This is a genomic window from Acidovorax sp. GW821-FHT11A03 (genome assembly GCF_058809075.1).
In genome coordinates this window covers 239349-264087 of sequence record NZ_JBXASG010000002.1, presented here as the reverse complement: position 1 = coordinate 264087, position 24739 = coordinate 239349, and the positions used below count along the sequence as shown (strand labels likewise).

Genomic DNA, 24739 nt, shown 5'->3' with positions numbered 1-24739 from the left:
GCTGATAGCTATGTTTTTGGTAGCAACCGTTCTGATGATGGTTCGGCCCGCCCCGCCCGCCGCCGGCAACTGGCGCACCCCTGCCAGCGCACCCGTGGAACTGGCTTTGCCAGGCCCCGGGTGCGTCCCCCTCAGGGGGATGGCGCCAAAGGCGACTCAGGGGGAGTCAGAACTTCTCCCAGGGCTGCAGATAGCGCCACTGCCCCTCGGGCACCTTGGCCAGCGGCACGCGGCCGATGCGGATGCGCTTCAAGGCGACCACGGCCAGGCCCACGGCGTCGCACATGGCCGGGATCTGGCCGGGGCGGATGCCCTTGAGCGCAAAGCGCAGTTTCGTCTCGCTTTGCCAGCTCACCTTGATGGGCGGCAGCGGGCGGCCGTTGAACGACAGGCCGTGGCACAGGCGCTGCAGCCCGTTCGGTGCGATATCGCCCTTCACCTCGACGATGCATTCCTGCTCCAGCGACTCGATGTCTTCCGCCAGCTTGCGCGCGATGCGCTTGTCCTGGGTGTAGACCACCAGGCCGCTGGCCTCGGTGGGCAGCGGCGTGAAGCATTCGAGCTGCTTGAAATGGCGCAGCAGCACGCGGATGCCCGAGGCGTCCTCGGCCAGGTGGGATGCAGCGCCCAGCAGCGTGCTGGCGGCCGTGGCGCCCTGGCTGCGGCTGGCGTGCGCCGCTGGCCCGGCGGGCAGGCCCAGGCCGGCTTCAAACCCCACCGGCTTGTGCAGCAGCAAGGTCACCGGGGTCAGCTCCAGCAGGCTGGCGTCCTTGGCCACCGCCACGGCCTGGCCGGGGCGCACGCGCGCGCCCGGGGCTTCCACCACCTGGCCGTCCACGCTCACAAAGCCGCCTTCGATGAATTGCTCGGCCGTGCTGCGCGAGCAGTTCAGTTGCTCGGCCACGCGTTTGGCCAGGCGGATGTGGGTGGGGTCAGGGTTTTTGTCATTCATGGGTGGGGGCGGCTTTCTTTGTTGGATGGATTGTGTGGGCATGCCTCTTGTTGTTCGTGGCGCGTGCAGCGGGCGCTCTCTCCGCCAGGGACGCCAAGCGAGGGCCGACCCGCAGCGAGGGCGTCGTCCCCCGGATGGGGGAAGGCGCCGCAGGCGACTCAGGGGGCGAGCATTCTTATTCGCTCTACATGCGCCAGCAGCGAGCGCTGGGCCACGGGCCACATGCGCGGGGGCACGTCGTCATACGCATGCTGCACCCAGTCGTCCACGCTGCCCTGGGGCAGCGCCTGCATGGCGGCCAGCACCTTGGCCTCGCGCGCCAGGCGGTGGGCCTTGAGCCTGGCGATCGCGCCGCGCGCGTCGCCCAGCACATAGCCGTGCGCGGGCAGGATGAACTCCACGCCATGTGCGGCGCAGACCGCATCGAGCTTGTCCAGAGAGTCGAGGTAGTCGGCCATGTTGCCGTCGGGTGGGTCCACCACGGTGGTGCTGCCGTTGAGGATGTGGTCGCCGCTGAACAGCAGGGCGTCTTCCACGAGCAGCAGGCACAGGTGGTTGGCCGCGTGGCCCGGGGTGTGGATCACCTGCAGGGTGTGGGTGATTTTGCCCTCTGGCGCTTGTCCTTCCAGCGTGAGCAGCTCATTGTTTTGTAGCAAGCGGTCGGGCGTGAATGCGCTGGCAGCGCGCGCCGTGGGGGCCGATGGCAGGCCCAGGATGGGGGGGGCGCTGCGCCCGGCCCGGGTGCACATCGCCTGCAGCGGCGCGGCGCCGGGCGAGTGGTCGGGGTGCGAGTGGGTGCACACGATCGTGCGGATGTCGCCGCCGGCGGCGCGCCAGAGCCTGTCCAGGTGCTCCGCGTCGGCCGGGCCCGGGTCGATGGCGATGTAGCCGGTGGCCGGGTCGCCCACCAGGTAGCTGTTGGTGCCGGGTCCGGTCATCACGCCGGGGTTGGGCGCGGTCAGGCGCTGCACGTTGCGCAGCAGCGGCACGGGCCGGTCGGTCTGCCAGTCGAGCGCGTGCACGATCTGGCCGTCGGGGCACACCAGGGCCAGCTCGCCAAAGGGGGCGTCGCCTTCCATGTAGCGCGCCTCCTGGCCCGCCAGCGTGCCGGCGCGCGGGCAGCTCACCCACAGCGGCTTTTCATCGGCCAGAGCGTCAAGAACCGCCTGCGCGCTGGCGAACAGGGCGAGCCGCTGCAGCGTGCGGATGGTGGGAAAGATCATGAAGAACTGCCCCGCCGCGTGCCGCGCCAGCGCATCGGCCGGGCGCACCCACACGGGCTCGAACTGCTCGGTTTCGTCGGCCACGGGCTCCTGGCCCTCGGGCATGCGGGCCACGAGGAACGGCACGTCGAAACGGCGCGGCAGGTCGCGGTCGGCCGTCCAGTGGGCCAGCAGGTACACGCTGTCGGCCGCCAGGCGCAGACCGCGCGCGCCGCACTGGGCGGCCAGCGGCTGGTGGCGGTCGATGGCGGCGATGTCCCGTGCGTCGGCCATGCGCCCATCGGCATGGCGGGCCAGCAGGATGCCCAGCTCCTCGAAGCTCTCGCGGATCGCGGCGATGGCCTGCGTGAGGTGCTGGTCGCTCTGCGTGGGGCGGCGGTCGGCGGCGGCGTGCACCTGCGCGTCCAGCGCGTCGATGCCCCCGCCCGGGAACACGTAGGCCCCGGGCGCGAAGCTGGCCGTGGCCGAGCGCCGGGTCATGAGGACTTCCAGTCCGCCCGGTTCGCCCTGCGCATCGCGCAGCAGCAGCACGGTGGCGGCCGGGCGGGTGGCAACAGGTTCGCGGTGGGGGTGCAGTTGTTGGTTGGTGCGGGGCATCGGGCCATTATCGAGGCGCGCGGCGCGCCCCGCACGGGCGGGGCGGTTCAGTCCCAGGCGGGCGCCAGGCCTTCGGGGTTCACCAGCCGTTCGCCGCGGTCCAGCGCGGCGATGCGTGCCATGTCCTCGCCTGTCAACCGCAGCGGCCGGGCTTTCAGGTTGCTCGCCAGGTTGTCGCGCCGGGTGGACGAGGGAATCACGGCATACCCCAGCTGCATGGCCCAGGCCAGCGCCACCTGCGCGGTGGTGGCGCCGTGGGCCCGCGCGATGTCCGCCAGCACCGGGTCGCCCAGCACCTTGCCGTAGGCCAGGGTCATGTACGAGGTGGTGTGGATGCCCTGGCTGCGCGCGAAGTCCGCCACGGCGCGGTTCTGCAGATAGGGGTGCAGCTCGATCTGGTGCGTGGCGATGCGGTCGGCGCCGACGGCCGCGATGGCTTCGCGCAGCAGGGCGGTATTGAAGTTCGACACGCCGATCAGGCGCGTGAGGCCCCGGGCCTGGGCCTCGGCCAGCGCGCCCATGAACTCGGCCACGGGCACGGCGCTGCCGGGCGAGGGCCAGTGGATCAGCGTGAGGTCCACCTGGTCGGTGCGCAGCCTGGCCAGGCTGTCCTTCAGGCTCTGGACGAGCCGGTCGCCCGCCAGGTGCTCGGTCCAGACCTTCGTGGTGATGAAGAGCTCGCCGCGCGGCACGCCGCTGTCCGCGATGGCCTGGCCGACCTCGGCCTCGTTGCCATAGATCTGCGCCGTGTCGATGGCGCGATAGCCCAGGTCGAGCGCGTTGCGCACCGAGTCGATGACGACCTGGCCCTGGAGGCGGAAGGTGCCCAGGCCGAAGGCGGGAAGGGAAGGGGAAGAAGTCATGGCGATTCCTGAAACGAAGCAAAAAAGGGGTGGGACAGAAAGAGTTGAGGGGGCGTGGGCTGCTCAGTGCCCCACGGGCACCGGCCCGCTGCCGCGCACCGGGATGCCGCTGCGCCGGTCCAGCACGCCGCTGTAGTGCGTGAGCGCCAGGGACACCAGCACCACCAGGGCGCCGATCCAGGGCGTGTGCATCAGGCCCAGGTGCGTCACGATTAGGCCCCCGGCCCAGGCGGCGCCGGCGATGCCCAGGTTGAACGCCGCGATGTTCAGGCCCGAGGCCACGTCCACCGCCTGGGGCGTGAAACGCTCGGCCTGCTTGACCACATACACCTGCAGCCCGGGCACGTTGCCGAACGCCACGGCGCCCCACAGCAGCACGGTGGCCAGGGCCAGCCAGGGGTGGGGCGCGGTGAACTGCAGCAGCAGCAGCACGGCGGCCAGCAGCGCGAAGATGATGCGCAGCGCGGGGATGGGCCCCAGCCGGTCGGCCAGGCGGCCCCCCCAGATGTTGCCCACCGCCACCGAGACGCCGTAGACCAGCATCACCCAGCCCACGGCACCGGCGCTGAAGCCCGCGATGTCGGTGAGGATGGGGGCGAGGAAGGTGAACGGGATGAACGTGCCGCCGTAGCCGATGGCCGTCTTGGCGTACACCAGCAGCAGGCGCGGCTCGGCCAGCACCCTGGCCTGCTGCACCAGCGAGGCGGGCGGGGTGTGGGCGATGTTGCGCGGCACGAAGATCGCGCTGCCGATGAAGGCCACCACGCCCAGTGCCGACACGGCCAGGAAGGTCTCGCGCCAGCCGAAATGCTGGCCGATGAAGGTGCCCAGCGGCACGCCCGTGACCAGCGCCACGGTGAGGCCGGTGAACATGATGGCGATCGCGCTGGCGGCTTTCTCGCGCGGCACCAGGCCGGTGGCGATGGTCGAGCCGATCGAGAAGAACACGCCGTGCGCCAGCCCGGTGAGGATGCGCGCGGCCACCAGCGTTTCGTAGCTGGGCGCCTGCCAGGCCAGCAGGTTGCCGGCGGTGAACAGCGCCATCAGCGACAGCAGCAGCGCCTTGCGCGGCACGCGGCCGGTGAGGGCGGTGAGCACGGGCGCGCCCACGGCGACGCCCAGGGCGTACAGGCTGACCAGCAGGCCCGCCGAGGGGATGCTGATGGACAGGTCGGCCGCCACGGTGGGCAGCAGGCCAACGATCACGAACTCTGTCGTGCCGATGGCGAAAGCGCTGAGCGTCAGCGCGAGCAAGGCAATGGGCATGGAAACACTCCTGTGGACATGGGAAGGAGTGTGGGCGCTTCAGTCTTGCAGAAAAATACCGTTACGCTCCATAGATACTTGATCTGAAGTCAACAATGGAGGCCCATGAAAACCACGCTCGAAGAACTGCAGGCCTTTGTGGCCGTGGTGGACGGCGGCTCCATCACGGCGGCGGCCGACCAGTTGGGGCAGACCGTCTCGGGCATCAGCCGGGCGCTGGCGCGGCTGGAGAAGAAGCTCGATACCACGCTGCTGCGCCGCACCACGCGCCGCGCCGCGCTGACCGAGGAGGGGCAGGCCTTCCTGCTGCGCACGCGCGCCATCCTGGCGTCCATCGACGACGCCGAGGAGCACATGGCCGCGCGCCGCCAGCAGCCCGCGGGCCGCCTGCGCGTGAACGCGGCCACGCCCTTCATGCTGCACGCGGTGGTGCCGCTGGTGCCGGCGTTCCGCGCGGCCTACCCGCAGATCACGCTGGAGCTGGACACGGACGAGCTGAACATCGACCTGCTCGAGCGCCGCACCGACGTGGCCATCCGCATAGGCCACCTGCGCGACTCGACCCTGCACGCGCGCCCGCTGTGCACCAGCCGCATCCGCGTGCTGGCCAGCCCGGCCTACCTGGCCGCCCGGGGGCGGCCGCGGGCGGTGGAAGACCTGGCGCGGCACACCCTGCTGGGCTTCACGCAGCCGGAATCGCTCAACCGCTGGCCCCTGCGCGGCGCGCATGGCGACGAGTGGCCCACCGTGCCGGAGATCGCCGCGTCCAGCGGCGAGACGCTGCGCCAGCTCGCGCTGCAGGGCGCGGGCATCGTGTGCCTGTCGGATTTCATGACCGCCGCCGACCGCGCGCGCGGCGATCTGGTGCAGGTGCTGGCCAGGGACACGGCGGACGTGCGCCAGCCCGTGAGCGCCGTGTACTACCGCAACACGCAGCTGGCCGCGCGCATCGCGTGTTTCCTGGATTTTCTGCAGGAGCGCATGGGCTGACCGGTGCCACGGCCCCTGCAGCCAGGGCCTGCTCAGCCGCGCGCCGGGATGTTCAGCCCCCTGGCCACGGCCGGGCGCGCCACGAAGGCTTCCAGCACGCGCTTTATTTCCTTGAACTGACCGAACTCCACCAGATCGCCCGCGCCGTAGAAGCCCACGAGGTTGCGCACCCAGGGCAGGATGGCGATGTCGGCGATGGTGTAGGTGTCGCCCATCACCCACTGGCGGCCCTTCAGGCGCTCGTCCAGCACCTTCAAGAGGCGCTTCGATTCCGCCACATAGCGGTCGCGCGGGCGCTTGTCCTCGTAGTCCTTGCCCGCGAACTTGTGGAAGAAACCGAGCTGGCCGAACATCGGGCCCACGCCGCCCATCTGCCACATCACCCACTGCAGGGCCTCGTAGCGCCCGGCGGTGTCCTGCGGGATCAGCTGGCCGGTCTTGCTCGCCAGGTACACCAGGATGGCGCCGGACTCGAACAGCGCCAGGGGCTTTCCATCGGGCCCGTTCGGGTCCAGGATGGCCGGGATCTTGTTGTTGGGGTTGAGCGACAGGAACTCGGGCGAGGTCTGGTCGCTGGTCTCGAAGCTCACGAGGTGCGGCTCGTAGGGCAGGCCCAGCTCTTCCAGCGCGATCGACACCTTCACGCCGTTGGGCGTGGGCAGCGAGTACAGCTGGATGCGCTCCGGGTGCCGGGCGGGCCATTTGCGGGTAATGGGAAAACTGGCGAGATCGGGCATGCGGGTCCTCGTTGGCGAATGGGGGGGTTGGGGAGGCGGCGGCCGGCGCGCGGGCGGGCCGCCACACGGCACAGCCTAAACCGGCGGAAAAACCGGTGCAGGCCGGGGTTCATTGGCGGGGTGGGGGTTCTGTCACAAGTTGCCCCGGGCGGGGTGCCGCGCACGCCGGCCCACCGACGATAATCCGGCCATGCAGATTCCCTTTACCAAAATGCAGGGCGCGGGCAACGATTTCGTGGTGCTCGACGAAACCCGGGGCCGCCTGGGGCTCGGCGCCGCCCAATACCGTTTCCTCGCCGACCGCCACTTCGGTGTGGGGGCCGACCAGATCCTCACGGTGCGGCCTTCGCCAGCGGACGGTATCGACTTCGAATACGTGATCCACAACGCCGATGGCGGCGAGGTGGAGCAGTGTGGCAACGGCGCCCGCTGCTTCGCGCGCTTTGTGCACGACAAGGGCCTGTCGGGCAAGGACACCCTGCGGGTGCAGACCAAAAGCGGCGTGATCGCCCCCCGCCTCACCCCCGATGGCCGCGTCACCGTGGACATGGGCCGACCGCAGTTCGAGCCCGCCCGGGTGCCGTTTGATGCCAGTGGTTTGACCGCCGTGGCACAAGGTTCAGGACAAAAATGGCCGCTGGCGCTGGATGGTAAAGCGCTGACAGCTACTGTTTTGGTAGCGGTTGTCTCCATGGGCAACCCGCACGCCGTGCAGCTGGTGGACAACGTGGACACCGCCCCGGTGCTGGAAGCGGGCCCCCTGGTCGAGCGCCATGCGCGTTTTCCGCAGCGCGTGAATGCAGGCTTTTTGCAGATCGTGGACCGCGCCCATGTGCGGCTGCGCGTGTTCGAGCGCGGCGTGGGCGAAACCCTGGCCTGCGGCTCGGGGGCCTGCGCGGCCGTGGCGGCCGGCATCCGCCTGGGTCTGCTTGATAAAGAGGTGCATGTGGACACGCGCGGCGGCCGCCTCACCATCGCCTGGAGCGGCCAGGAGGCCGATTCCGTTTTCATGACCGGCCCCGCCACCACGGTGTTCGAAGGCCGGATCGACATTCCTGACACCCTCCTATGACGTCCCACATCCCCCCGATCACCGAAGACGACATCGCCCAGTTCCTCACCAACACGCCGGGCTTCTTCGAGCGCCATGCCGAGGTGCTGGCCAGCGTGCAGATCACCAGCCCCCACGGCGCGCGCGCCGTGAGCCTGCAGGAGCGCCAGGCCGAGATGCTGCGCGAGAAGATCAAGGGCCTGGAGCAGCGCATCATGGAAATGGTGCGCAACAGCACCGAAAACGCCGCCATCGCCCACAAGGTGCACCAGTGGACGAGCGCGCTGCTGCAGGTGCGCGACCCGTTCGACCTGCCGCAGGCGGTGGTCGATGGCGTGCGCACCCTGTTCGAGGTGCCCCAGGCCGCGGTGCGCGTGTGGGAGGTGGCCGCGCCGTACATCGATGCCGACTTCACCCAGGGTGCCAGCGAAGACGCCCGCGCGTTCGCCTCGTCGCTGACCATGCCGTTCTGCGGCCCCAACCTGGGGTTCGAGCCCGCAGGCTGGCTCGCGGCCGAGGCGGGCGAACCCGCCCAGTCGCTGGCCCTGCTGCCGCTGCGCGAAGGCGCCATCGACAGCGCCACGCCGGCGTTCGGCCTGCTGGTGCTGGGCTCGCAAGACCCCCAGCGGTTTGATGCCACGATGGGCACGGAATTTCTGTCGCGCATGGCAGAACTCGCCAGTGCCGCCCTGCTGCGGCTGAAGTGATGCCCCCCTGTGCGGCTGCGCCGCTTCCCCCCTGCGGGGGGACGCCACCCCCGGCCCGGCAAAGCCGGTTCCACGGTGGCGCTGGCCTTGGGGCGCGCCAGTTGCCTGGGTAATGCCCCGTGTCCGACATGCTGGCCACACAGATTCCCCCGGACCCGCACGTCCTGCGTTACCTGGAGCATGTGCGCGTCGAAAAGCGGCTGGCGGCGCGCACGCTCACGCTCTACACCCTGGACCTTGAAAAGCTCGCGCAGTTTGCGGCGGGGGTGGGCGTGCCGCTGCTGCAATTGCAGACCGCGCACATCCGCCGTTTTGTGGCGCAGATGCACAGCGGCGGGCGCAGCGGGCGGGGCATCGCGCTCATCCTCTCTGGCTGGCGCGGGTTTTTCATCTGGGCGGGGCGGCAGGGGCTGATTCCGCACAACCCTGTGCAGGACGTGCGTGCCCCCAAGGCGCCCAAGCCCCTGCCCAAGGCGCTGGGTGTGGACGACGCCGTGCGGCTGGCCGAATTCGACAACACCGGCGCCGACCCCTGGCTGGAGGCGCGCGATGCGGCCATGGTGGAGCTGCTGTATGGCTGCGGCCTGCGCGTGGGCGAACTCGCGGGGCTCGACGCCATCCCCAACGCCGACACCCAGCGCCTGGGCCGGGGCTGGGTGGACCTGCAGGCCGGCGAGGCCCATGTGTTCGGCAAGGGCAGCAAGCGCCGCAGCGTGCCCGTGGGGCGCGCGGCCACGGCGGCGCTGCAGGCCTGGCTGCGGCTGCGGGCCACGCCCTTCGGCGGCGAGGGCTCGGCGCGCCTTGACACGGCACTGTTCGTCGGCCAGCGCGGCAAGCGGCTCACGGCGCAGTCGATCTGGCTGCGCCTGCGCCAGCGCAGCCAGCAGGCGGGCCTGACCACGCCGGTGCACCCGCACATGCTGCGCCACTCGTTCGCCAGCCACCTGCTGCAAAGCAGCGGCGACCTGCGCGCGGTGCAGGAGCTACTGGGCCACGCCAACATCACCACCACGCAGGTCTACACGCGGCTGGATTTCCAGCACCTGGCCAAGGTGTATGACGCGGCGCATCCTCGGGCGAGAAAGAAGCCCCCCTGAGGCGCTGCGCGCCTTCCCCCGGAGGGGGACGCACCCGGTGGCCCGGCAAAGCCGGTTCCACGGGTGCACTGGTGGGGGCGGTGCGCGCTGCGGGCGTTGGTGGCGTGTGGACGGCTCCTGGCGCTGATCGGGCATGCCGGTGGGCTGCGGCCGGTCTCGTGGGCCGGTGCCACGGAACCAAGATGTGACGCCGTGCATCCGAGCAAGGGGTGCTTGCTGTAGGGCGCCTTGGAGTGTCTCGCCATGCTGCTGAAATGGATCAAATCGAACCGTGGGTTCCTCGTGCTGCTGCTGTGCTTCGGCATCTTTCGCACGGCGGTGGCGGACTGGAATCCGATTCCTTCGGGGTCCATGCGGCCCACGCTGCTCGAAGGGGACGTGGTGTTCGTCAACCGGCTGGCCTATGACCTGAAGCTGCCGCTCACCGATGTGGTGCTGGCGCGCCTGGGCGAGCCCGCGCGGGGCGATGTGGTCACGTTCTCGTCGCCGCGCGATGGCACGCGGCTGATCAAGCGCATCGCGGCGCTGCCGGGCGACACGGTGGAGATGCGCGACGAGGTGCTGTACCTCAACGGCGAGGCCGCGCGCTACGACGCGCCCGAGGCGGTGACCGAACACCTGGCCGAGCTGGGCGCGCAGGTGCCCGCCACCCGCTGGACGGAGCACCTGCAGGGCCACGAGCGCCGGGTGCAATGGCTGCAGGGTGTGACCGCGCACCGCAGCTTCGGCCCGGTGACGGTGCCCGAGGGCCAGTACCTGGTGCTGGGCGACAACCGCGACAACAGCGCGGACTCCCGCTACATCGGCTTCGTCCCGCGCCACCTGCTCATCGGCCAGGCGCGGCGCGTGCTGGTGTCGGCCGACATCCTGGAAAACTGGGCGCCGCGCCTGGGCCGCATCGGGCACGCGCTCTGACGCGCTGGCGCCAGCCCCGGGGCTGGCGTGGGGCGCATTCACGCGACAATCGCCCCATCATGAAAACCCTTCGCCTTCGCCCTGGCAAAGAGCGCTCGCTCTTGCGCCGCCACCCCTGGATCTTTGAATCGGCCATCGCCAAGGGCGGCGGCGACAGCGGCGAGACCGTGCGCGTGGAATCGCACGAGGGCCAGTTCCTGGCCTGGGCAGCGTTCAGCCCCAGCTCGCGCATCCGCGCGCGGGTGTGGAGCTTTGACGAGGCGCAGCGCATCGATGCTCCTTTTTTCATAGCTGCTTGCGCACGATCCATCATCGCCAGAGCCCGTTTTGATGTACAAAGCGACGGTGTGCGCCTGGTGCACGGCGAGTCCGACGGCCTGCCGGGCCTCATCGTGGACCGCTATGGCGACACCCTGGTCGCGCAGTTCACCAGCGCCGGGACCGAGCGCTGGAAGGACGTGATCGCCGATGCCCTGCTGCGCGAGACGGGCCTGGCCAAGCTGTATGAACGCTCGGACGCCAGCGTGCGCGCGCTGGAAGACCTCCCGCCCGCCACCGGCTGGCTGCGCGGCGGCCCCACGGGCGCGCCGGGCGCCGGCGAAGGCCCGCCGCTCGAGCTCACCATCCACGAACACCAGTGGAACCTGACGCTGAACATCGCCGAAGGCCACAAGACCGGCTTCTACCTGGACCAGCGCGACAGCCGCAAGCGTTTTGCCGACTACGCGCAGCGCCTGGGCTTCAAGGATGTGCTCAACTGCTTTTGCTACACCGGCGGCTTCAGCGTGGCCGCGCTGGCCGGCATGCGCGCCAGCGGCGCATCGGCGGACGGGCATGTGACGTCCATCGACTCCTCGGGCCCGGCCCTGGAGCGCGCCCGCGCCCATGTGGCGCTCAACGGGTTCGACCTGAACCACGCGAGCTTCCTGGACGCGGACGTGAACGCCTCGCTGCGCCAGTTTCTCAAGGAAGGCCGGCGCTTCGACGCCATCGTGCTCGACCCGCCGAAGTTCGCGCCCACGGCGGCCCACGCCGAGCGCGCTGCACGCGCGTACAAGGACATCAACCGCCTGGCGCTGCAGCTGCTCACGCCGGGCGGCGTGCTGTTCACCTTCTCGTGCTCGGGCGGCATCAGCGCCGACCTGTTCCACAAGATCGTGGCATCTGCGGGCGCCGACGCGGGCGTGGACGGCTTCATCCTGGAGCGTCTGGGCGGCGCGCCCGACCACCCGATGACCCTGGAATTCCCCGAAGGCGAGTACCTCAAGGGGCTGGTGGTGATGCGCAAGGGCTGAGCGCGGCAAGGGCTTGACAGCGTCGGTACACTGAAAACAACCCCTTGCGCCACGCACACCCGGCCCGCAGTGCCGGGTGCAGCGCATGGGTTCATCCCTTGAAGGACAAGAAACATGGCATTGATCCCCGTCACCATCCTCACCGGCTTCCTGGGCTCGGGCAAGACCACCTTGCTCAAGCGCCTGCTCTCCGAAGCCCACGGCCAGAAGATCGCCGTGATCGAGAACGAATTCGGCGAAGAGAACATCGACAACGACATCCTCGTGACCGAGTCCAAGGAGCAGATCGTGCAGATGAGCAACGGCTGCATCTGCTGCACCATCCGCGAAGACCTGCGCGAGACGCTGCAGCTGCTGGCCGCCAAGAAGCGCAAGAACCTGCTGGAGTTCGACCGCATCGTCATCGAGACCACCGGCGTGGCCGACCCCGGCCCCGTCGCGCAGACCTTCTTCATGGACGAGGAGATCGCCGAGACCTACCTCATCGATTCCATCATCACGCTGGTGGACGCCAAGCACGCGCCCCAGCAACTCAACGACCGCCAGGAAGCGCGCCGCCAGGTGGGCTTTGCCGACCAGATCTTTTTGTCCAAGACCGATCTGGTCAGCGCCGAGGAAACCGACGCGCTGATCCATCGCCTGAAGCACATGAACCCGCGCGCGCCCATCAAGGCCGTGCATTTCGGCGAGGTGCCGCTGTCGGAAGTGCTGGACCTGCGGGGCTTCAACCTCAATGCCAAGCTGGACATCGACCCCGAGTTCCTCAAGGAAGAGGGCGACGGCCATGACCACCACGACCATGACCACGAGCATGGCGAGCACTGCAGCCACCCCTCGCACCAGCACGACCACGGGCACGGCCACCACCATCACCACGATGACGATGTGAAAAGCTTCGTCTTCCGCTCCGAGCGGCCGTTCGATCCGGCCAAGCTGGAGGATTTTCTCGGGGCGATTGTCAACATTTATGGCCCGCGCATGCTGCGCTACAAGGGCGTCCTGAACATGAAGGGCACCGAGCGCAAGGTGATCTTCCAGGGCGTGCACCAGCTCATGGGCAGCGACCTGGGCCCCCAGTGGGCCGAAGGCGAGCCGCGCACCAGTAAGATGGTCTTCATTGGCATCGACCTGCCCAAGGACATCTTTCTGCAGGGGCTGGAGCAGAGCCTGGTCTGACCCCGGCGGGGCGGCCCGAGGGCAGGGGGTTGGCGGCTGGTTTGTGTTGTATCTGCAACGTTTCCGTTTGCGTCAGCCCAGGTCGATACAATCGCGCCCCGGTAAAACCCCGGAAGGCTTGCCACCCGCCCTTGGCTGCGAATGCGGCTGGGGCCCGCCCGTATTGCGAGGAGACCAGGAAGTGAAAGCCGACACCAGCAAATCCAAGGGGGCCACCAAGGCAACCCCTGCCGCGGCGAAAACCGCCGCCGCCCCTGCGGCAACCAAGGCTGGCGCGAAGGCCGCCGCCAAGCCGGCTGCAGCACCCAAGGTCGCCGCCAGCCCGGCGGCCGTGGCGACTCCCGCTCCAGCACCCGTGCTGCAGGCCGGTTCGCAGGTACCCGTGCGCACAACCCGGCCTTCTTCCCGATTGGCCCAATTGACCGTACCATCCATGGCACAGACAGTGGCTTCGACCGCTGCCAAAGCCAGTTATCTACATACCATGCCCACGACCGTGCAAGCGCAGCCCACCTATACGGCTGCCAAAAAAGACCCCAAGCTGGCGAACAACTGGAAGACCAAGTCCGCCGCCGAGCTGACCGACGCCGAAGTCATGGCCATGCCTGACAGCGAGTACATGAACGACAAGCAGATGGCGTTCTTCCGCCTGAAGCTCGTGCAGCTCAAGCAGGACATCCACAACAGCGCCGGCGAAACCACCGAGCATCTGCGCGAAGACACCGTCGTCGTGCCCGATCCCGCCGACCGCGCCACGATCGAGGAAGAGCATGCCCTGGAGCTGCGCACCCGCGACCGCGAGCGCAAGCTGCTCAAGAAGATCGAGCAGTCCATTGCCCGCATCGACGCGGGCGACTATGGGTACTGCGATGAGACCGGCGAACCCATCGGCGTGGGCCGCCTGATCGCCCGCCCGACGGCCACGCTGTCGCTGGAAGCGCAGCAGCGCCGCGAACTCAAGCAGAAGATGTTTGGTGATTGACCTGGCCGCCCGGCCTGATCCCCACGCGCGCCCTGAGCCATGAGCAAGGAAGAAACCACCCCTGGCGGACTGCTTTCGAAGGTGGTGCGGTTTGTGCGCAATCCCACGGTCAACTGGACGGAGCTGGACTCCGCGCAGAATGACCGGGAGAGCCAGTACAGCAAGCAGATGCTCAAGGAGATGATCGAGCGCAAGCGCCGCAACGATTTCGTGCGGCGCCGCGAGTTCGATCAGCTGCGCAAGCTGCGCCAGCGCGAGGTGCTGCAGGGGCAGCGCACCGAGGACCCCACCGCCAGGCCGTCGTTCTTCCAGAGCAGCATGGCGTCGCCCGACGAACGCGCCGTGACGCTCAAGAAGATCGACGAGATCGAGGCGCAGATGTCGCAGCAGTGGTGGAAGAGCAAGCAAGGGGCCGAGGCGCCCACCCAGCCGGGCGTCATGCCCGAGCCCCCCAGCGCGGCAACGACAGATTCCGCGCACGCCAGGGCCTACGCGCCCACCGCGCCCGGCAGCCTGCCTGCGCCGCTGGGCGACAACAACAACCAGGCCGCCGGTGTCCAGCCGCTGTTTGCCGATGACAGCATGGCGATTGGCCGGTTTGGCGGCACCGATGCGCAAATGCTCGCGGGCCCAGGCCCGGGCGAAGCGTCCTTCAGCCCTGCGGCGGCTACAGCGGCAACGCCAGCGCCGGCATCCGAACCGGAGGAATTCGTGCACGAACCCGATCTAGAAGAAGCCGCCATCCGGTTCGCCAATGGCGACCACGCGGGGGCAGAGTCCGGCCTGCTCGACGTGCTGGCCCAGCACCAGCAGGATGATCCCGAAGAGCAACTCGAAATCTGGATGACGCTCTTCGACCTGTACCGCGCAACCGGTCAGCACGACCGGTTCGACACCCTGGCCATCGACTTCGCCGCACAGTACAGCCGTTCGGCGCCGCTGTGGTTCTCCATGCCGCAGCAGCTGGGCATGGCGCCGGCTGCCGCCGCGGCGGGGCCTGGTGCCACGGGCGCCGTGACGGCCGGCGCGGCGCGCCGCGATTTCAGCTGGAATGCCCCGGCCTCTCTGGCGGTGTCGTCCGTCGCCGCGCTGCAGGCCTCCCTGGCCCGCGCCGCGTCCCCCTGGACGCTGTCCTGGACGCGTCTGGCCGCCATCGACGAAGCCGCGGTGCCTTTGCTGGCCGACCAGTTCACCCAGTGGGCCGAGCGTGACGGGCAACTGGTGTTTTCGGGGGTCGAGAAGCTCAATGCGCTGCTCGACGCCAAGACCCAGTCCGGAGACCGTGCCACCAGCCCTGAGTGGTGGCGCCTGCGCATGGCGGCGCTGCGGCTCATGGGCAAGCCCGACGAGTTCGAACTGGTCGCGCTCGACTACTGCGTGACCTACGAGGTGTCGCCGCCCTCCTGGGTATCGCCGCGCTGCGGATATTCGGACAACGAGGGCGTGTCTTCCGGGGCCGCGCCGCTGTCGGTGGACAGCGACTTCATGGCGTCCGACCTGGGCGAGTCGGTGCCCGCGCCCGCGGAGACGGGGCCCGTGGCCCAGCTCAGCGGCCACATCGACGGCGATGCCACGCCGCTGCTGGAGCCCTTCCAGGCCCTCCTGCGGCCCGGCGTGCCGCTCACCATTGCGTGCGACAAGCTCATCCGCGTGGACTTTGCCGCTGCGGGCTCGGTGCTCAACTGGGCGGCCGAGCAGCAGGGCCAGGGCCATGTGATCCAGTTTCACAACCTGCAGCGGCTGGTGGCCATCTTCTTCAATGTGATCGGCATCAACGAGCACGCCTGGGTGGTGCCCCGCAAGAACTAGGGCCACGCCCTGGCCGGCTGCTCCGCTCGGTGCGGCCGCCAGAGACGGCGGCTCTTCGGAACCGCCCTGCCCGGGCAGGCATGCCTGGAACCGCGGCCTCCGCCCCTTCTGCCGCGCGGCGCGCGGGAGGGCGGACGACGCTGGCGGCCGGGCCAGGCCCGTTCGAAGGCGTCCGCTGGCCGCGCGCAGCGCCCGTGGTGGCGGTGTGCTTGCAAAATGGGGGCCTGTCCCCATCTGCGGCTGCTATGGACTCATCACCAAACCAATCCCCGGTGTTCCACGGCACCACCATCCTGAGCGTGCGCCGCGAGACCCCGGCAGGCATCCAAGTGGCCATTGGCGGCGACGGCCAGGTCACCCTGGGCAACATCGTGGTCAAGGGCACGGCCCGCAAGGTGCGCAAGCTCTACCATGGCAAGGTGCTTGCGGGCTTCGCGGGGGCCACGGCCGATGCCTTCACGCTGTTCGAGCGTTTCGAGGCCAAGCTCGACAAGCACCAGGGCCACCTCACGCGCGCGGCCATCGAGCTCACCAAGGACTGGCGCACCGACCGCGTGCTGCGCCGCCTGGAAGCCATGCTGGCGGTGGCCGATGCGAGCGCGTCGCTCATCATCACGGGCAACGGCGACGTGCTCGAACCAGAGCAAGGCATCGTGGCCATTGGCTCGGGCGGCGCCTATGCGCACTCGGCCGCCAAGGCGCTGCTGGTGAACACCGATCTGTCCGCGCAGGACATCGTCAAGAAATCGCTCGAAATCGCCGGCGAGCTGTGCATCTACACCAACATGAACCACACCATCGAGACGCTCTGAGCGCGCGGGATGGTCCTGCCCCCGGGGATGCCCGGGAGCGGTTTGCTCTGTTTTTTATAGCTTTTGGCGCTTGTTGAGCATGCGCTGGAGCCTCATTTGATACCAGGAAGACCTGTATGTCGTCCATGACCCCCCAGGAAATCGTCTCCGAACTCGACCACCACATCGTGGGCCAGGCCAGCGCCAAGCGCGCGGTCGCCATCGCGCTGCGCAACCGATGGCGCCGCCAGCAGGTCGAGGGCAGCCTGCGCCAGGAGATCACGCCCAAGAACATCCTCATGATCGGTCCCACCGGCGTGGGCAAGACCGAGATCGCGCGCCGCCTGGCCCGGCTGGCCGACGCGCCCTTCATCAAGGTCGAGGCCACCAAGTTCACCGAGGTGGGCTATGTGGGCAAGGACGTGGATTCCATCATCCGCGATCTCGCCGAAATGGCGGTGAAGCAGACCCGCGAGTCCGAGATGAAGAAGGTGCGCACCCGCGCCGAAGATGCGGCCGAGGAGCGCATCCTCGACGTGCTGATCCCGCCGGCCCGGGCCGCGGCAGGCAGCGAGCCCGCGGCGGACAACACGGCGCGGCAGGTGTTTCGCAAGAAGCTGCGCGAAGGCGCCCTGGACGACAAGGAGATCGAGATCGACGTGGCCGAGGGCCGCCCCCAGCTGGAGATCATGGGGCCCCAGGGCATGGAGGAAATGACCGAGCAGCTGCGCGGCATGTTCAGCCAGATGGGGCAGGACAAGCGCAAGACGCGCAAGCTCAGGATCGCCGAGGCCCTGAAGCTGCTCACCGACGAAGAGGCTGGCAAACTCGTCAACGAGGACGAGATCAAGGCCCGGGCCGTCGCCAATGCCGAGCAGAACGGCATCGTCTTCATCGACGAGATCGACAAGGTGGCCGCCCGCCAGGAGACCAGCGGCGCCGACGTGTCGCGCCAGGGCGTGCAGCGCGACCTGCTGCCGCTGGTGGAGGGCACGACCGTGTCCACCAAGTACGGGATGATCAAGACGGACCACATCCTGTTCATCGCCTCCGGTGCCTTTCATCTGTCCAGGCCCAGCGACCTCATTCCCGAGCTGCAGGGGCGTTTCCCGATCCGGGTCGAGCTGGAATCCCTGTCGGTGAAGGACTTCGAGGCCATCCTCACGCAGACCCATGCCTCCCTGGTCAAGCAGTACCAGGCCCTGCTGGCGACCGAGGGCGTCACGCTCGAGTTCGCGCCCGAGGGGATCACGCGCCTGGCGCACATCGCGTTCGAGGTGAACGAACGCACCGAAAACATCGGCGCGCGCCGCCTGTCCACCGTCATGGAGCGCCTGCTGGACGAGGTGAGTTTTGATGCCACGCGCCTGTCGGGCCAGACGGTCACCGTGGACGCCGCCTACGTGGACGCCCGCCTGCAGACGCTGAGCCAGGACGAGGATCTGTCGCGCTACATCCTGTGACCACTCGGTCAAGCCTTGAGAGGTCACTTTCATAGGCCTCTCTAAGTGCTTCTTTTTCAACGACTTTTGGCTTTCCTGTGCCTACATAGTCGCGCCTAAGTCGTTGATTTCATTGCAAAAGTTTGTTGGACACCCCCTTGTTCGGTGTGCTTTTCCTGCTACAGTGCAAAAAAGTGCAATTAAGTGGTGAAAAGTGCCCTCCAGGTCCATTGCACGGACCGGCGAGGCGCAAAAACCGAGTTGGGAAATCCGTCCGTGTTTCAAGGTGCTTCGTCGCTGAGTCTCGATGCGAAGGGTCGGCTGTCCGTGCCGACCCGGCATCGTGACGTCCTCGCGGCCACGGCGTCCGGCCAGCTCACCATCACCAAGCACCCGCACGGCTGCCTCATGGTCTTCCCCCGCCCGGAGTGGGAGAAGTTCCGCGAGCGCATCGCCCAGCTGCCCATGTCCGCCCAGTGGTGGAAACGCATCTTCCTGGGCAATGCCATGGATGTGGAGATGGACGCCACGGGCCGCGTGCTGGTTTCGCCCGAGCTGCGCGAGGCGGCCGGTATCTCCAAAGACACCATGCTGCTGGGCATGGGCAACCATTTCGAACTCTGGGACAAGGCCACCTACGACGAGCAGGAGGCCAAGGCCATGCAGGGCGAGATGCCGGATGTCTTCAAGGACTTCTCCTTCTAAGGCGCGCGGTGACATCCTCCTTGCAACACACCACCGTCCTGCTCGAAGAAGCCGTGGATGCCCTGCTGGGCGGCGCCGGCGCCACGCCCGCGGGCACCTGGGTGGACGCGACCTTCGGGCGCGGGGGGCATTCGCGCCTCATCCTGCTTCGCCTGGGGCCGCAGGGGCGCCTTGTCGCCTTTGACAAGGACCCCGAAGCCATTGCCGAAGCAACGCGCATCACCGATGCGCGTTTTTCCATTCGGCACGAGGGTTTTCGCCATCTGGCCGACCTTCCGCCCGCCAGTGCGGCGGGCGTGCTGATGGACCTGGGCGTGAGCTCGCCCCAGATCGACAGCCCCGAGCGGGGCTTCAGTTTCCGTTTTGACGGCCCGCTGGACATGCGCATGGACACCACGCGCGGCGAAAGCGTGGCCGATTGGTTGGCCACGGCCGAAGTCGGTCAGATTGCGGAGGTGATACGTGACTACGGTGAAGAACGGTTTGCTGGCCCCATTGCAAAGGCGATTGTTGCTCGGCGCGAAGAACAGGGTCCTCTTGCAACCACCGCCGAACTGGCCGACCTCGTGGCTGGCGCGGTCAAAACCCGCGAAGCGGGCCAGAACCCTGCAACGCGCACATTTCAAGCTCTTCGGATTTTCATCAACGCCGAGCTTGAAGAGCTGCAACAGGCGCTAGAGGCCAGCCTCTCGGTGCTGCAGCCGGGCGGGCGGCTGGTGGTGATCAGCTTCCATTCGCTCGAAGACCGCATCGTCAAGCAGTTCATCGCCAAACACTCCAAGGAGGTCTACGACCGCCGCGCGCCCTTTGCCGCGCCCCAGGCCATGAAGCTCGTGGCCCTGGACCGCATCAAGCCCGGTGCCGCCGAAGTGGCGGCCAACCCCCGTTCGCGCAGCGCCATCATGCGCGTGGCCGAGCGCACCGAGGTGCAGTGATGAAGCGCCCCCTGAGCCGCTTCGCGCCTTCCCCCTCCAGGGGGACGACGCCCTCGCTGCGCAACGGCCCTGGCCCGGTGTCCCTGGGTGGGGCCGTGGCGGTTTCATGCTGCGGCATGGCAGGCAACTGACATGACAAGGCTCAACGTCGTCTTGCTGGTGGCCGTGCTGGCCAGCGCGATCTATCTCGTGCACACCCAGTACGAGTCGCGCCGCCTGTTCACCGAGCTCGACCGCGCCACCGCCGAGGCGCGCCGCCTGGAAACCGAACACCAGCGCCTGCAGGTGGAAAAGCGTGCGCAGGCCACGCCGCTGCGCGTGGAGAAGATCGCGCGCGCGCAGCTCAACATGCGCACGGCCACGCCGGCCATCACGCAGTATGTGTCCGACCCCCAAGGAGTGGCCGCCGCCACGGCCTCCGCGGCCGCCAGTGCGGCGCCGTCCCGGACCGAAGGAGCGCAGCCATGAGCCGCAGCGTGCTCTATACCTCCAGCCCGCTGCTGGCGAGCAAGACGCCCGTCTGGCGCAGCAAGTTCATCGTGGCGGCGATCGCGCTGGGTTTCATGGGGCTGGCGGGGCGCGCTGCCTACGTGCAGGTGTTTGGCAACGCCTTCTTCCAGCGCCAGGGCGAAGTGCGCTTCGCGCGCACGCTGGAGCTGCCGGCCAACCGCGGCAAGATCGTGGACCGCAATGGGCTGATCCTGGCGTCCAGCGTGCCGGCGGCCAGCATCTGGGCCATTCCGGAAGACGTGGAGCAGGACAGGCCCGAGGTCCGCGCCAAGCTCAAGCAACTGGCCAAGCTGCTCGACATGCCATTGGCCGAGCTGCAGCGCAAGCTGGCCGATGAAGACAAGACCTTCGTCTGGATCAAGCGCCAGCTCGACTGGGATGTGGGCCGGGAGATCGCGGCACTGGACATCAAGGGCATCTACCAGCGCAAGGAGTACAAGCGCCAGTACCCCGAAGGGGAAGCCGCGGCCCACGTGGTGGGTTTCACCAACGTGGAAGACCACGGGCAGGAAGGCATGGAGCTGGCCTTCGACAAGGAGCTGGCGGGCAAGGCGGGCTCGCGCCGCGTGATCAAGGACCGCCTGGGCCGGGTGGTCGAGGGCGTGGGCGAGACCGTGCCTCCGGTCGATGGCAAGGACATGCAGCTGTCCATCGACAGCAAGGTGCAGTTCTTTGCCTACCAGAAGCTGCGGGACCAGGTCGCGCTGCACAAGGCCAAGGCGGGCAGCGTGGTGGTGCTCGATGCCCACACGGGCGAGCTGCTGGCGCTGGCCAACTACCCGAGCTACGTCCCCGACAAGCGCCAGAACCTCACGGGCGAGCAGCTGCGCAACCGCGCGCTCACCGACGTTTTCGAGCCCGGCTCGACCATGAAGCCGTTCACCATCGGCCTGGCGCTGGAATCGGGGCGTGTGCGGCCCGACACCATCGTGGACACCAATCCGGGCCGGATCAACATCACGGGCTCCACCATCTCCGACACCAGCAACCACGGCGTGCTCACGGTGGAAGGGGTGATCCAGAAGTCGAGCAACGTGGGCACCACCAAGATTGCCATGCAGATGCCCGCGCGCGAGATGTGGGAGACCTTCTCGGCCGCGGGCTTCGGCCAGAAGCCGCAGCTGCATTTTCCTGGCGTGGTGACGGGGCGCCTGCGCCCCTACAAGACCTGGCGCCCGGTGGAGCAGGCCACCATGTCCTACGGCTACGGCCTGTCGGCCAGCCTGTTCCAGATGGCGCGCTCGTACACGGTGTTCGCCAATGGCGGCCGCGTGATTCCGGCCACCATGTTCAAGACCTCCGAGCCCGCCCTGGGCGTGCCCGTGTTCTCCGAACGCACCGCCGACCAGGTGCGCAAGATGCTGCAGATGGCCGCGGGCCCCGGCGGCACCGGCCAGAAGGCGCAGACCCTGGGCTACTCGGTGGGCGGCAAGTCCGGCACCGCGCGCAAGCAGGTGGGCAAGAACTACGCCTCGGGCAAGTACCGGGCATGGTTCACCGGCATGGCGCCCATCGACAAGCCGCGCATCATCGTGGCCGTGATGATCGACGAGCCCAGCAACGGCGTGTTCTACGGCGGTGCCGTGGCCGCGCCCGTGTTCAGCGAAGTCGTGCAGCAGACGCTGCGCATGATGGGCGTGCAGCCGGACATGGCGGTCAAGCCGCAGATCGTGGCCAAAGAGGTGGAGGAATCGCTATGACAACGGCCTTGCCTTTGCTCGCCTCGGTGCACGACGCCGTCGCCTGGCTGCGCGAGCGGGTCACCGGCACGCTGCAGACCGACAGCCGGCAGGTGCGCCCCGGCGACGGTTTCATCGCCTGGCCCGGCGCCGCGACCGACGGCCGCGCCCACATCGCGGACGCGCTGTCGCGCGGCGCCGTGGCCTGCCTAGTGGAGCATGAGGGCGTGGAGGCATTTGCGCTCGAAGGCTTGCCGGTGGCGGCGCTCCATGGCCTGAAGGCGGCCACCGGCCTCATCGCGGCCGACTGGTTCGGGCAGCCCACGCAGCGCCTGGATGTGTTGGCCGTGACGGGTACCAATGGCAAGACCAGCACCAGCTGGTGGCTGGCCGAAGCGCTCAATGTGCTATCAAAAAATGAGCTTATTCCGCAAGGTGGATGTGCGCTGGTAGGCACTTTGGGTATGGGCACACCGCCCGCACTCACCAGCACGGGCATGACCACACCCGACCCGGTGCGGCTGCAGCGCGCGTTCCAGCAGTTCACCGATGCGGGCCGCACGGCCTGCGCCATCGAGGCCTCGTCCATCGGGCTGGCCGAGCACCGCATGGCGGGCACGCGCATCCGCGTCGCGCTGTTCACCAACTTCACGCAGGACCACCTGGACTACCACCCCGGCATGGCCGCCTACTGGCAGGCCAAGAGCATGCTGTTCGACTGGCCCGGCCTGCAGGCCGCGGTGGTCAACATCGACGACCCGCGCGGTGCCGAGCTGCATGCCTCGCTGGCGGACCGGCTGCTGGACCTGTGGAGTGTTTCCATCACCGGCCCCGCGCGGCTCGCGGCGCGTGACATCGCCATGGGCGAGGGTGGCCTCTCCTTCACGGTGGCCGAGGGCGTGCACACGCATGTGCTGCAGACGCGCGTGATCGGGCAGTACAACGTCTCCAACCTGCTGGGTGTGCTGGCCGGGCTGCGCGCCTTGGGCGTGCCGCTGGAGCACGCGCTCTACGCCTGCGCCCAGCTCTCGCCCGTGCCCGGCCGCATGGAGCGGATCCACCACCCCGGGCAACCCCTGGTGGCCGTGGACTACGCCCACACGCCCGACGCGCTGGACAAGGCCCTGCAGGCGCTGCGCCCGGTGGCCCGGGAGCGCGGCGGCAGGCTCTGGTGCGTGTTCGGCTGCGGCGGCGACCGCGATGCGGGCAAGCGCCCCCTGATGGGCGCCGTGGCGCAGCAGCAGGCCGACCTCGTGGTCGTGACCAGCGACAACCCGCGCAGCGAAGACCCCGCGGCCATCCTGCACCAGATCCTGCAAGGCACCATCGCCAGCAACGTGGTGCGTGCCGAGCCCGACCGTGCCGCCGCCATCGCCCTGGCCGTGGCCGAGGCCGCGCCCGCCGATGTGGTGCTGATCGCCGGCAAGGGCCATGAAGACACCCAGGAGACGGCGGGCGTGCGCGTGCCGTTCTCCGACATGGCCCATGCGCAGAGCGCGCTGCAGGCCCGCGGAGCACGCCCATGAGCGCCACCCCGGCCGTGATGATGACCCTGCAGCAGGCGCTGGCCCTGGTGCAGCCGCGCATTCCCGCCGCGCGCCTGGTGGGCGATGGGGCCACGCCGCTGGCCCGCGTGCACACCGATACGCGCAGCTTGCAGGCGGGCGACCTTTTCGTGGCGCTCAAGGGCGAACGCTTTGACGCCAACGCCTTCCTGGCCGATGCCCGCGCCGGTGGCGCCGCCGCCGCCATCGCCCATGGCGGCCTGCAAGCCGCCGGCCTGCCCGGCATCGAGGTGCCGGACAGCCTGGCCGCGCTGGGCGCGCTGGGCGCGCTGGCCGCGGGCTGGCGCGCGCAGTTTGGCCTTCCGTTGATCGGCGTGACGGGCAGCAACGGCAAGACCACGGTGACGCAGATGATCGCGTCCATCCTGCGCGCCTGGAAAGGCGAGGCCGCGTTTGCCACGCAGGGCAATTTCAACAACGACATCGGCGTGCCTTTGACACTGCTGCGCCTGCGTGCCGGCCATGCGGCGGCCGTGATCGAGATGGGCATGAACCACCCGGGCGAGATCGCCACGCTGGCCGCCATGGCGCGTCCCACGGTGGCACTGGTCAACAACGCGCAACGCGAGCACCTGGAGTTCATGCACACGGTGGAGGCGGTGGCGCGCGAGAACGGCTCCGTGTTGGCCAGCCTGCCCGCCGACGGCGTGGCGGTGTTTCCTTCGGGGGATGCCTACACCGCCCTCTGGCGCTCGATGGCGCCGGGGCGCCGCACCGTCACCTTTGGCGAAGGCGGCGATGTGGCCTGCGCACAGGCTGCGTGGGGCCAGGGTGCCTGGGCCGTCACGCTGGCCACGCCGCGGGGCGATGTGGCCACCCACCTGCACATTGCCGGGCGCCACAACGTGGCCAACGCGCTGGCGGCCGCGGCCTGCACGCTGGCGGCGGGCGCACCGCTGGCCGCCATTGCGCAGGGGCTGAACGATTTCGTGCCGGTCAAGGGCCGCTCGCGCGCCTTCAGCGTGCGCATCGCGGGCCGCGAGGTCACCGTGGTGGACGACACCTACAACGCCAACCCCGACTCCATGCGCGCCGCCATCGACGTGCTGGCCGAACTGCCCGGCCCGCAGCTGCTGGTGCTGGGCGACATGGGCGAAGTGGGCGACCAGGGGCCGCAGTTCCATGCGGAGGCCGGTGCGCATGCGCGCGCGGCCCGCATCTCCGGCCTCTTTGCGCTGGGAGACCAATCGGTGCACGCCACCACGTCCTTTGGCGAGGGCAACGGCGGTGTGGCCCGGCATTTCAACGATAGGGGCGCGCTGCTGGATGCGGTGCGCCAGGCCCTGCCCACGGTGGGCAGCGTGCTGGTCAAGGGATCTCGATTCATGAAGATGGAACAGGTGGTGGAGGCGATCGCCTCTGCCGCGCAAGCGCAGGACAACCAGGAACAACAAGAGCGACAACCGCCGACGCAGGCACGGGAGGGACACCATGGCGCAACGCATTGAGAGC

Annotated in this window: 22 protein-coding genes; 17 read left to right on the top strand and 5 right to left on the bottom strand. The window is 68.8% G+C overall.

Annotated elements, in window-relative coordinates; genetic code table 11:
- Positions 1-166: 166 nt before the first annotated feature.
- The 4 genes from AC1RVY_RS04950 to AC1RVY_RS04935 all read right to left on the bottom strand — a co-directional run bounded on the left by AC1RVY_RS04950 (position 167) and on the right by AC1RVY_RS04935 (position 4901).
- Positions 167-952, bottom strand: coding sequence for an rRNA pseudouridine synthase (locus tag AC1RVY_RS04950; RefSeq protein WP_369641414.1), 786 nt, complete (start codon positions 950-952; stop codon positions 167-169).
- A gap of 158 nt (positions 953-1110) precedes the next feature.
- Positions 1111-2772, bottom strand: coding sequence for an MBL fold metallo-hydrolase (locus AC1RVY_RS04945; RefSeq protein WP_369641415.1), 1662 nt, complete (start codon positions 2770-2772; stop codon positions 1111-1113).
- Between the two features lie 47 nt (positions 2773-2819).
- Positions 2820-3635, bottom strand: coding sequence for a 2,5-didehydrogluconate reductase DkgB (gene dkgB / locus AC1RVY_RS04940; RefSeq protein WP_369641416.1), 816 nt, complete (start codon positions 3633-3635; stop codon positions 2820-2822).
- Positions 3636-3698: 63 nt separating this feature from the next.
- Entirely contained in the window at positions 3699-4901 is a 1203-nt protein-coding gene (locus tag AC1RVY_RS04935) for an MFS transporter (protein WP_218293277.1), read from the bottom strand.
- Between the two features lie 105 nt (positions 4902-5006).
- On the opposite strand from AC1RVY_RS04935, the gene AC1RVY_RS04930 reads away from it, so the two are divergent.
- The gene (locus AC1RVY_RS04930) at positions 5007-5891 is read left to right on the top strand and encodes a LysR family transcriptional regulator (protein WP_218293278.1); all 885 of its coding nucleotides are present in this window, start codon (positions 5007-5009) and stop codon (positions 5889-5891) included.
- A 32-nt stretch (positions 5892-5923) separates the two neighbouring features.
- On the opposite strand, the gene AC1RVY_RS04925 is transcribed toward AC1RVY_RS04930, so the two are convergent.
- Positions 5924-6628: a glutathione S-transferase N-terminal domain-containing protein gene (locus tag AC1RVY_RS04925; protein WP_492805560.1), complete on the bottom strand. Its 705-nt coding sequence runs from the start codon at positions 6626-6628 to the stop codon at positions 5924-5926.
- Positions 6629-6818: 190 nt separating this feature from the next.
- On the opposite strand from AC1RVY_RS04925, the gene dapF reads away from it, so the two are divergent.
- From dapF to AC1RVY_RS04845, 16 genes are all read left to right on the top strand, one after another.
- A complete protein-coding gene (gene dapF / locus AC1RVY_RS04920) occupies positions 6819-7700 on the top strand; it encodes a diaminopimelate epimerase (RefSeq protein ID WP_492805559.1) in 882 nt (293 codons plus the stop codon).
- Positions 7697-8386: a DUF484 family protein gene (locus tag AC1RVY_RS04915; protein WP_369641420.1), complete on the top strand. Its 690-nt coding sequence runs from the start codon at positions 7697-7699 to the stop codon at positions 8384-8386. Before dapF ends, AC1RVY_RS04915 begins: the two co-directional genes overlap by 4 nt.
- 128 nt (positions 8387-8514) lie before the next feature.
- Positions 8515-9483: a tyrosine recombinase XerC gene (locus AC1RVY_RS04910; RefSeq protein ID WP_492805963.1), complete on the top strand. Its 969-nt coding sequence runs from the start codon at positions 8515-8517 to the stop codon at positions 9481-9483.
- A gap of 243 nt (positions 9484-9726) precedes the next feature.
- On the top strand, positions 9727-10398 hold the full coding sequence (lepB, locus tag AC1RVY_RS04905; protein ID WP_218293282.1) for a signal peptidase I: 672 nt from the start codon (positions 9727-9729) through the stop codon (positions 10396-10398).
- 59 nt (positions 10399-10457) lie between these two features.
- Entirely contained in the window at positions 10458-11693 is a 1236-nt protein-coding gene (locus AC1RVY_RS04900; protein WP_492805558.1) for a class I SAM-dependent rRNA methyltransferase, read from the top strand.
- Positions 11694-11807: 114 nt separating this feature from the next.
- Positions 11808-12869: a CobW family GTP-binding protein gene (locus AC1RVY_RS04895; RefSeq protein ID WP_369641423.1), complete on the top strand. Its 1062-nt coding sequence runs from the start codon at positions 11808-11810 to the stop codon at positions 12867-12869.
- 181 nt (positions 12870-13050) lie between these two features.
- Positions 13051-13851, top strand: coding sequence for an RNA polymerase-binding protein DksA (gene dksA, locus AC1RVY_RS04890; protein WP_218293285.1), 801 nt, complete (start codon positions 13051-13053; stop codon positions 13849-13851).
- Between the two features lie 39 nt (positions 13852-13890).
- Complete coding sequence (locus AC1RVY_RS04885; RefSeq protein WP_492805556.1) at positions 13891-15660, top strand: STAS domain-containing protein; 1770 nt, start codon at positions 13891-13893, stop codon at positions 15658-15660.
- Between the two features lie 245 nt (positions 15661-15905).
- Complete coding sequence (gene hslV, locus AC1RVY_RS04880; protein WP_492805555.1) at positions 15906-16472, top strand: ATP-dependent protease subunit HslV; 567 nt, start codon at positions 15906-15908, stop codon at positions 16470-16472.
- 116 nt (positions 16473-16588) lie between these two features.
- Positions 16589-17914, top strand: a complete 1326-nt coding sequence (gene hslU, locus AC1RVY_RS04875) for an ATP-dependent protease ATPase subunit HslU (RefSeq protein ID WP_218340442.1) — start codon at positions 16589-16591, stop codon at positions 17912-17914.
- Between the two features lie 255 nt (positions 17915-18169).
- On the top strand, positions 18170-18598 hold the full coding sequence (gene mraZ, locus AC1RVY_RS04870; RefSeq protein ID WP_218293289.1) for a division/cell wall cluster transcriptional repressor MraZ: 429 nt from the start codon (positions 18170-18172) through the stop codon (positions 18596-18598).
- An 8-nt stretch (positions 18599-18606) separates the two neighbouring features.
- Positions 18607-19533 (top strand): 16S rRNA (cytosine(1402)-N(4))-methyltransferase RsmH, encoded by a 927-nt coding sequence (gene rsmH / locus AC1RVY_RS04865; RefSeq protein WP_492805553.1) that lies wholly within the window; start codon positions 18607-18609, stop codon positions 19531-19533.
- Between the two features lie 132 nt (positions 19534-19665).
- Positions 19666-20001: a cell division protein FtsL gene (gene ftsL, locus AC1RVY_RS04860; RefSeq protein WP_492244354.1), complete on the top strand. Its 336-nt coding sequence runs from the start codon at positions 19666-19668 to the stop codon at positions 19999-20001.
- Positions 19998-21743, top strand: a complete 1746-nt coding sequence (locus AC1RVY_RS04855; protein WP_218293292.1) for a peptidoglycan D,D-transpeptidase FtsI family protein — start codon at positions 19998-20000, stop codon at positions 21741-21743. The genes ftsL and AC1RVY_RS04855 overlap by 4 nt, the downstream gene beginning before the upstream one ends.
- Entirely contained in the window at positions 21740-23248 is a 1509-nt protein-coding gene (locus AC1RVY_RS04850; RefSeq protein ID WP_492805550.1) for a UDP-N-acetylmuramoyl-L-alanyl-D-glutamate--2,6-diaminopimelate ligase, read from the top strand. Before AC1RVY_RS04855 ends, AC1RVY_RS04850 begins: the two co-directional genes overlap by 4 nt.
- The gene (locus AC1RVY_RS04845) at positions 23245-24735 is read left to right on the top strand and encodes a UDP-N-acetylmuramoyl-tripeptide--D-alanyl-D-alanine ligase (RefSeq protein WP_492805549.1); all 1491 of its coding nucleotides are present in this window, start codon (positions 23245-23247) and stop codon (positions 24733-24735) included. Before AC1RVY_RS04850 ends, AC1RVY_RS04845 begins: the two co-directional genes overlap by 4 nt.
- Positions 24736-24739: the final 4 nt, after the last annotated feature.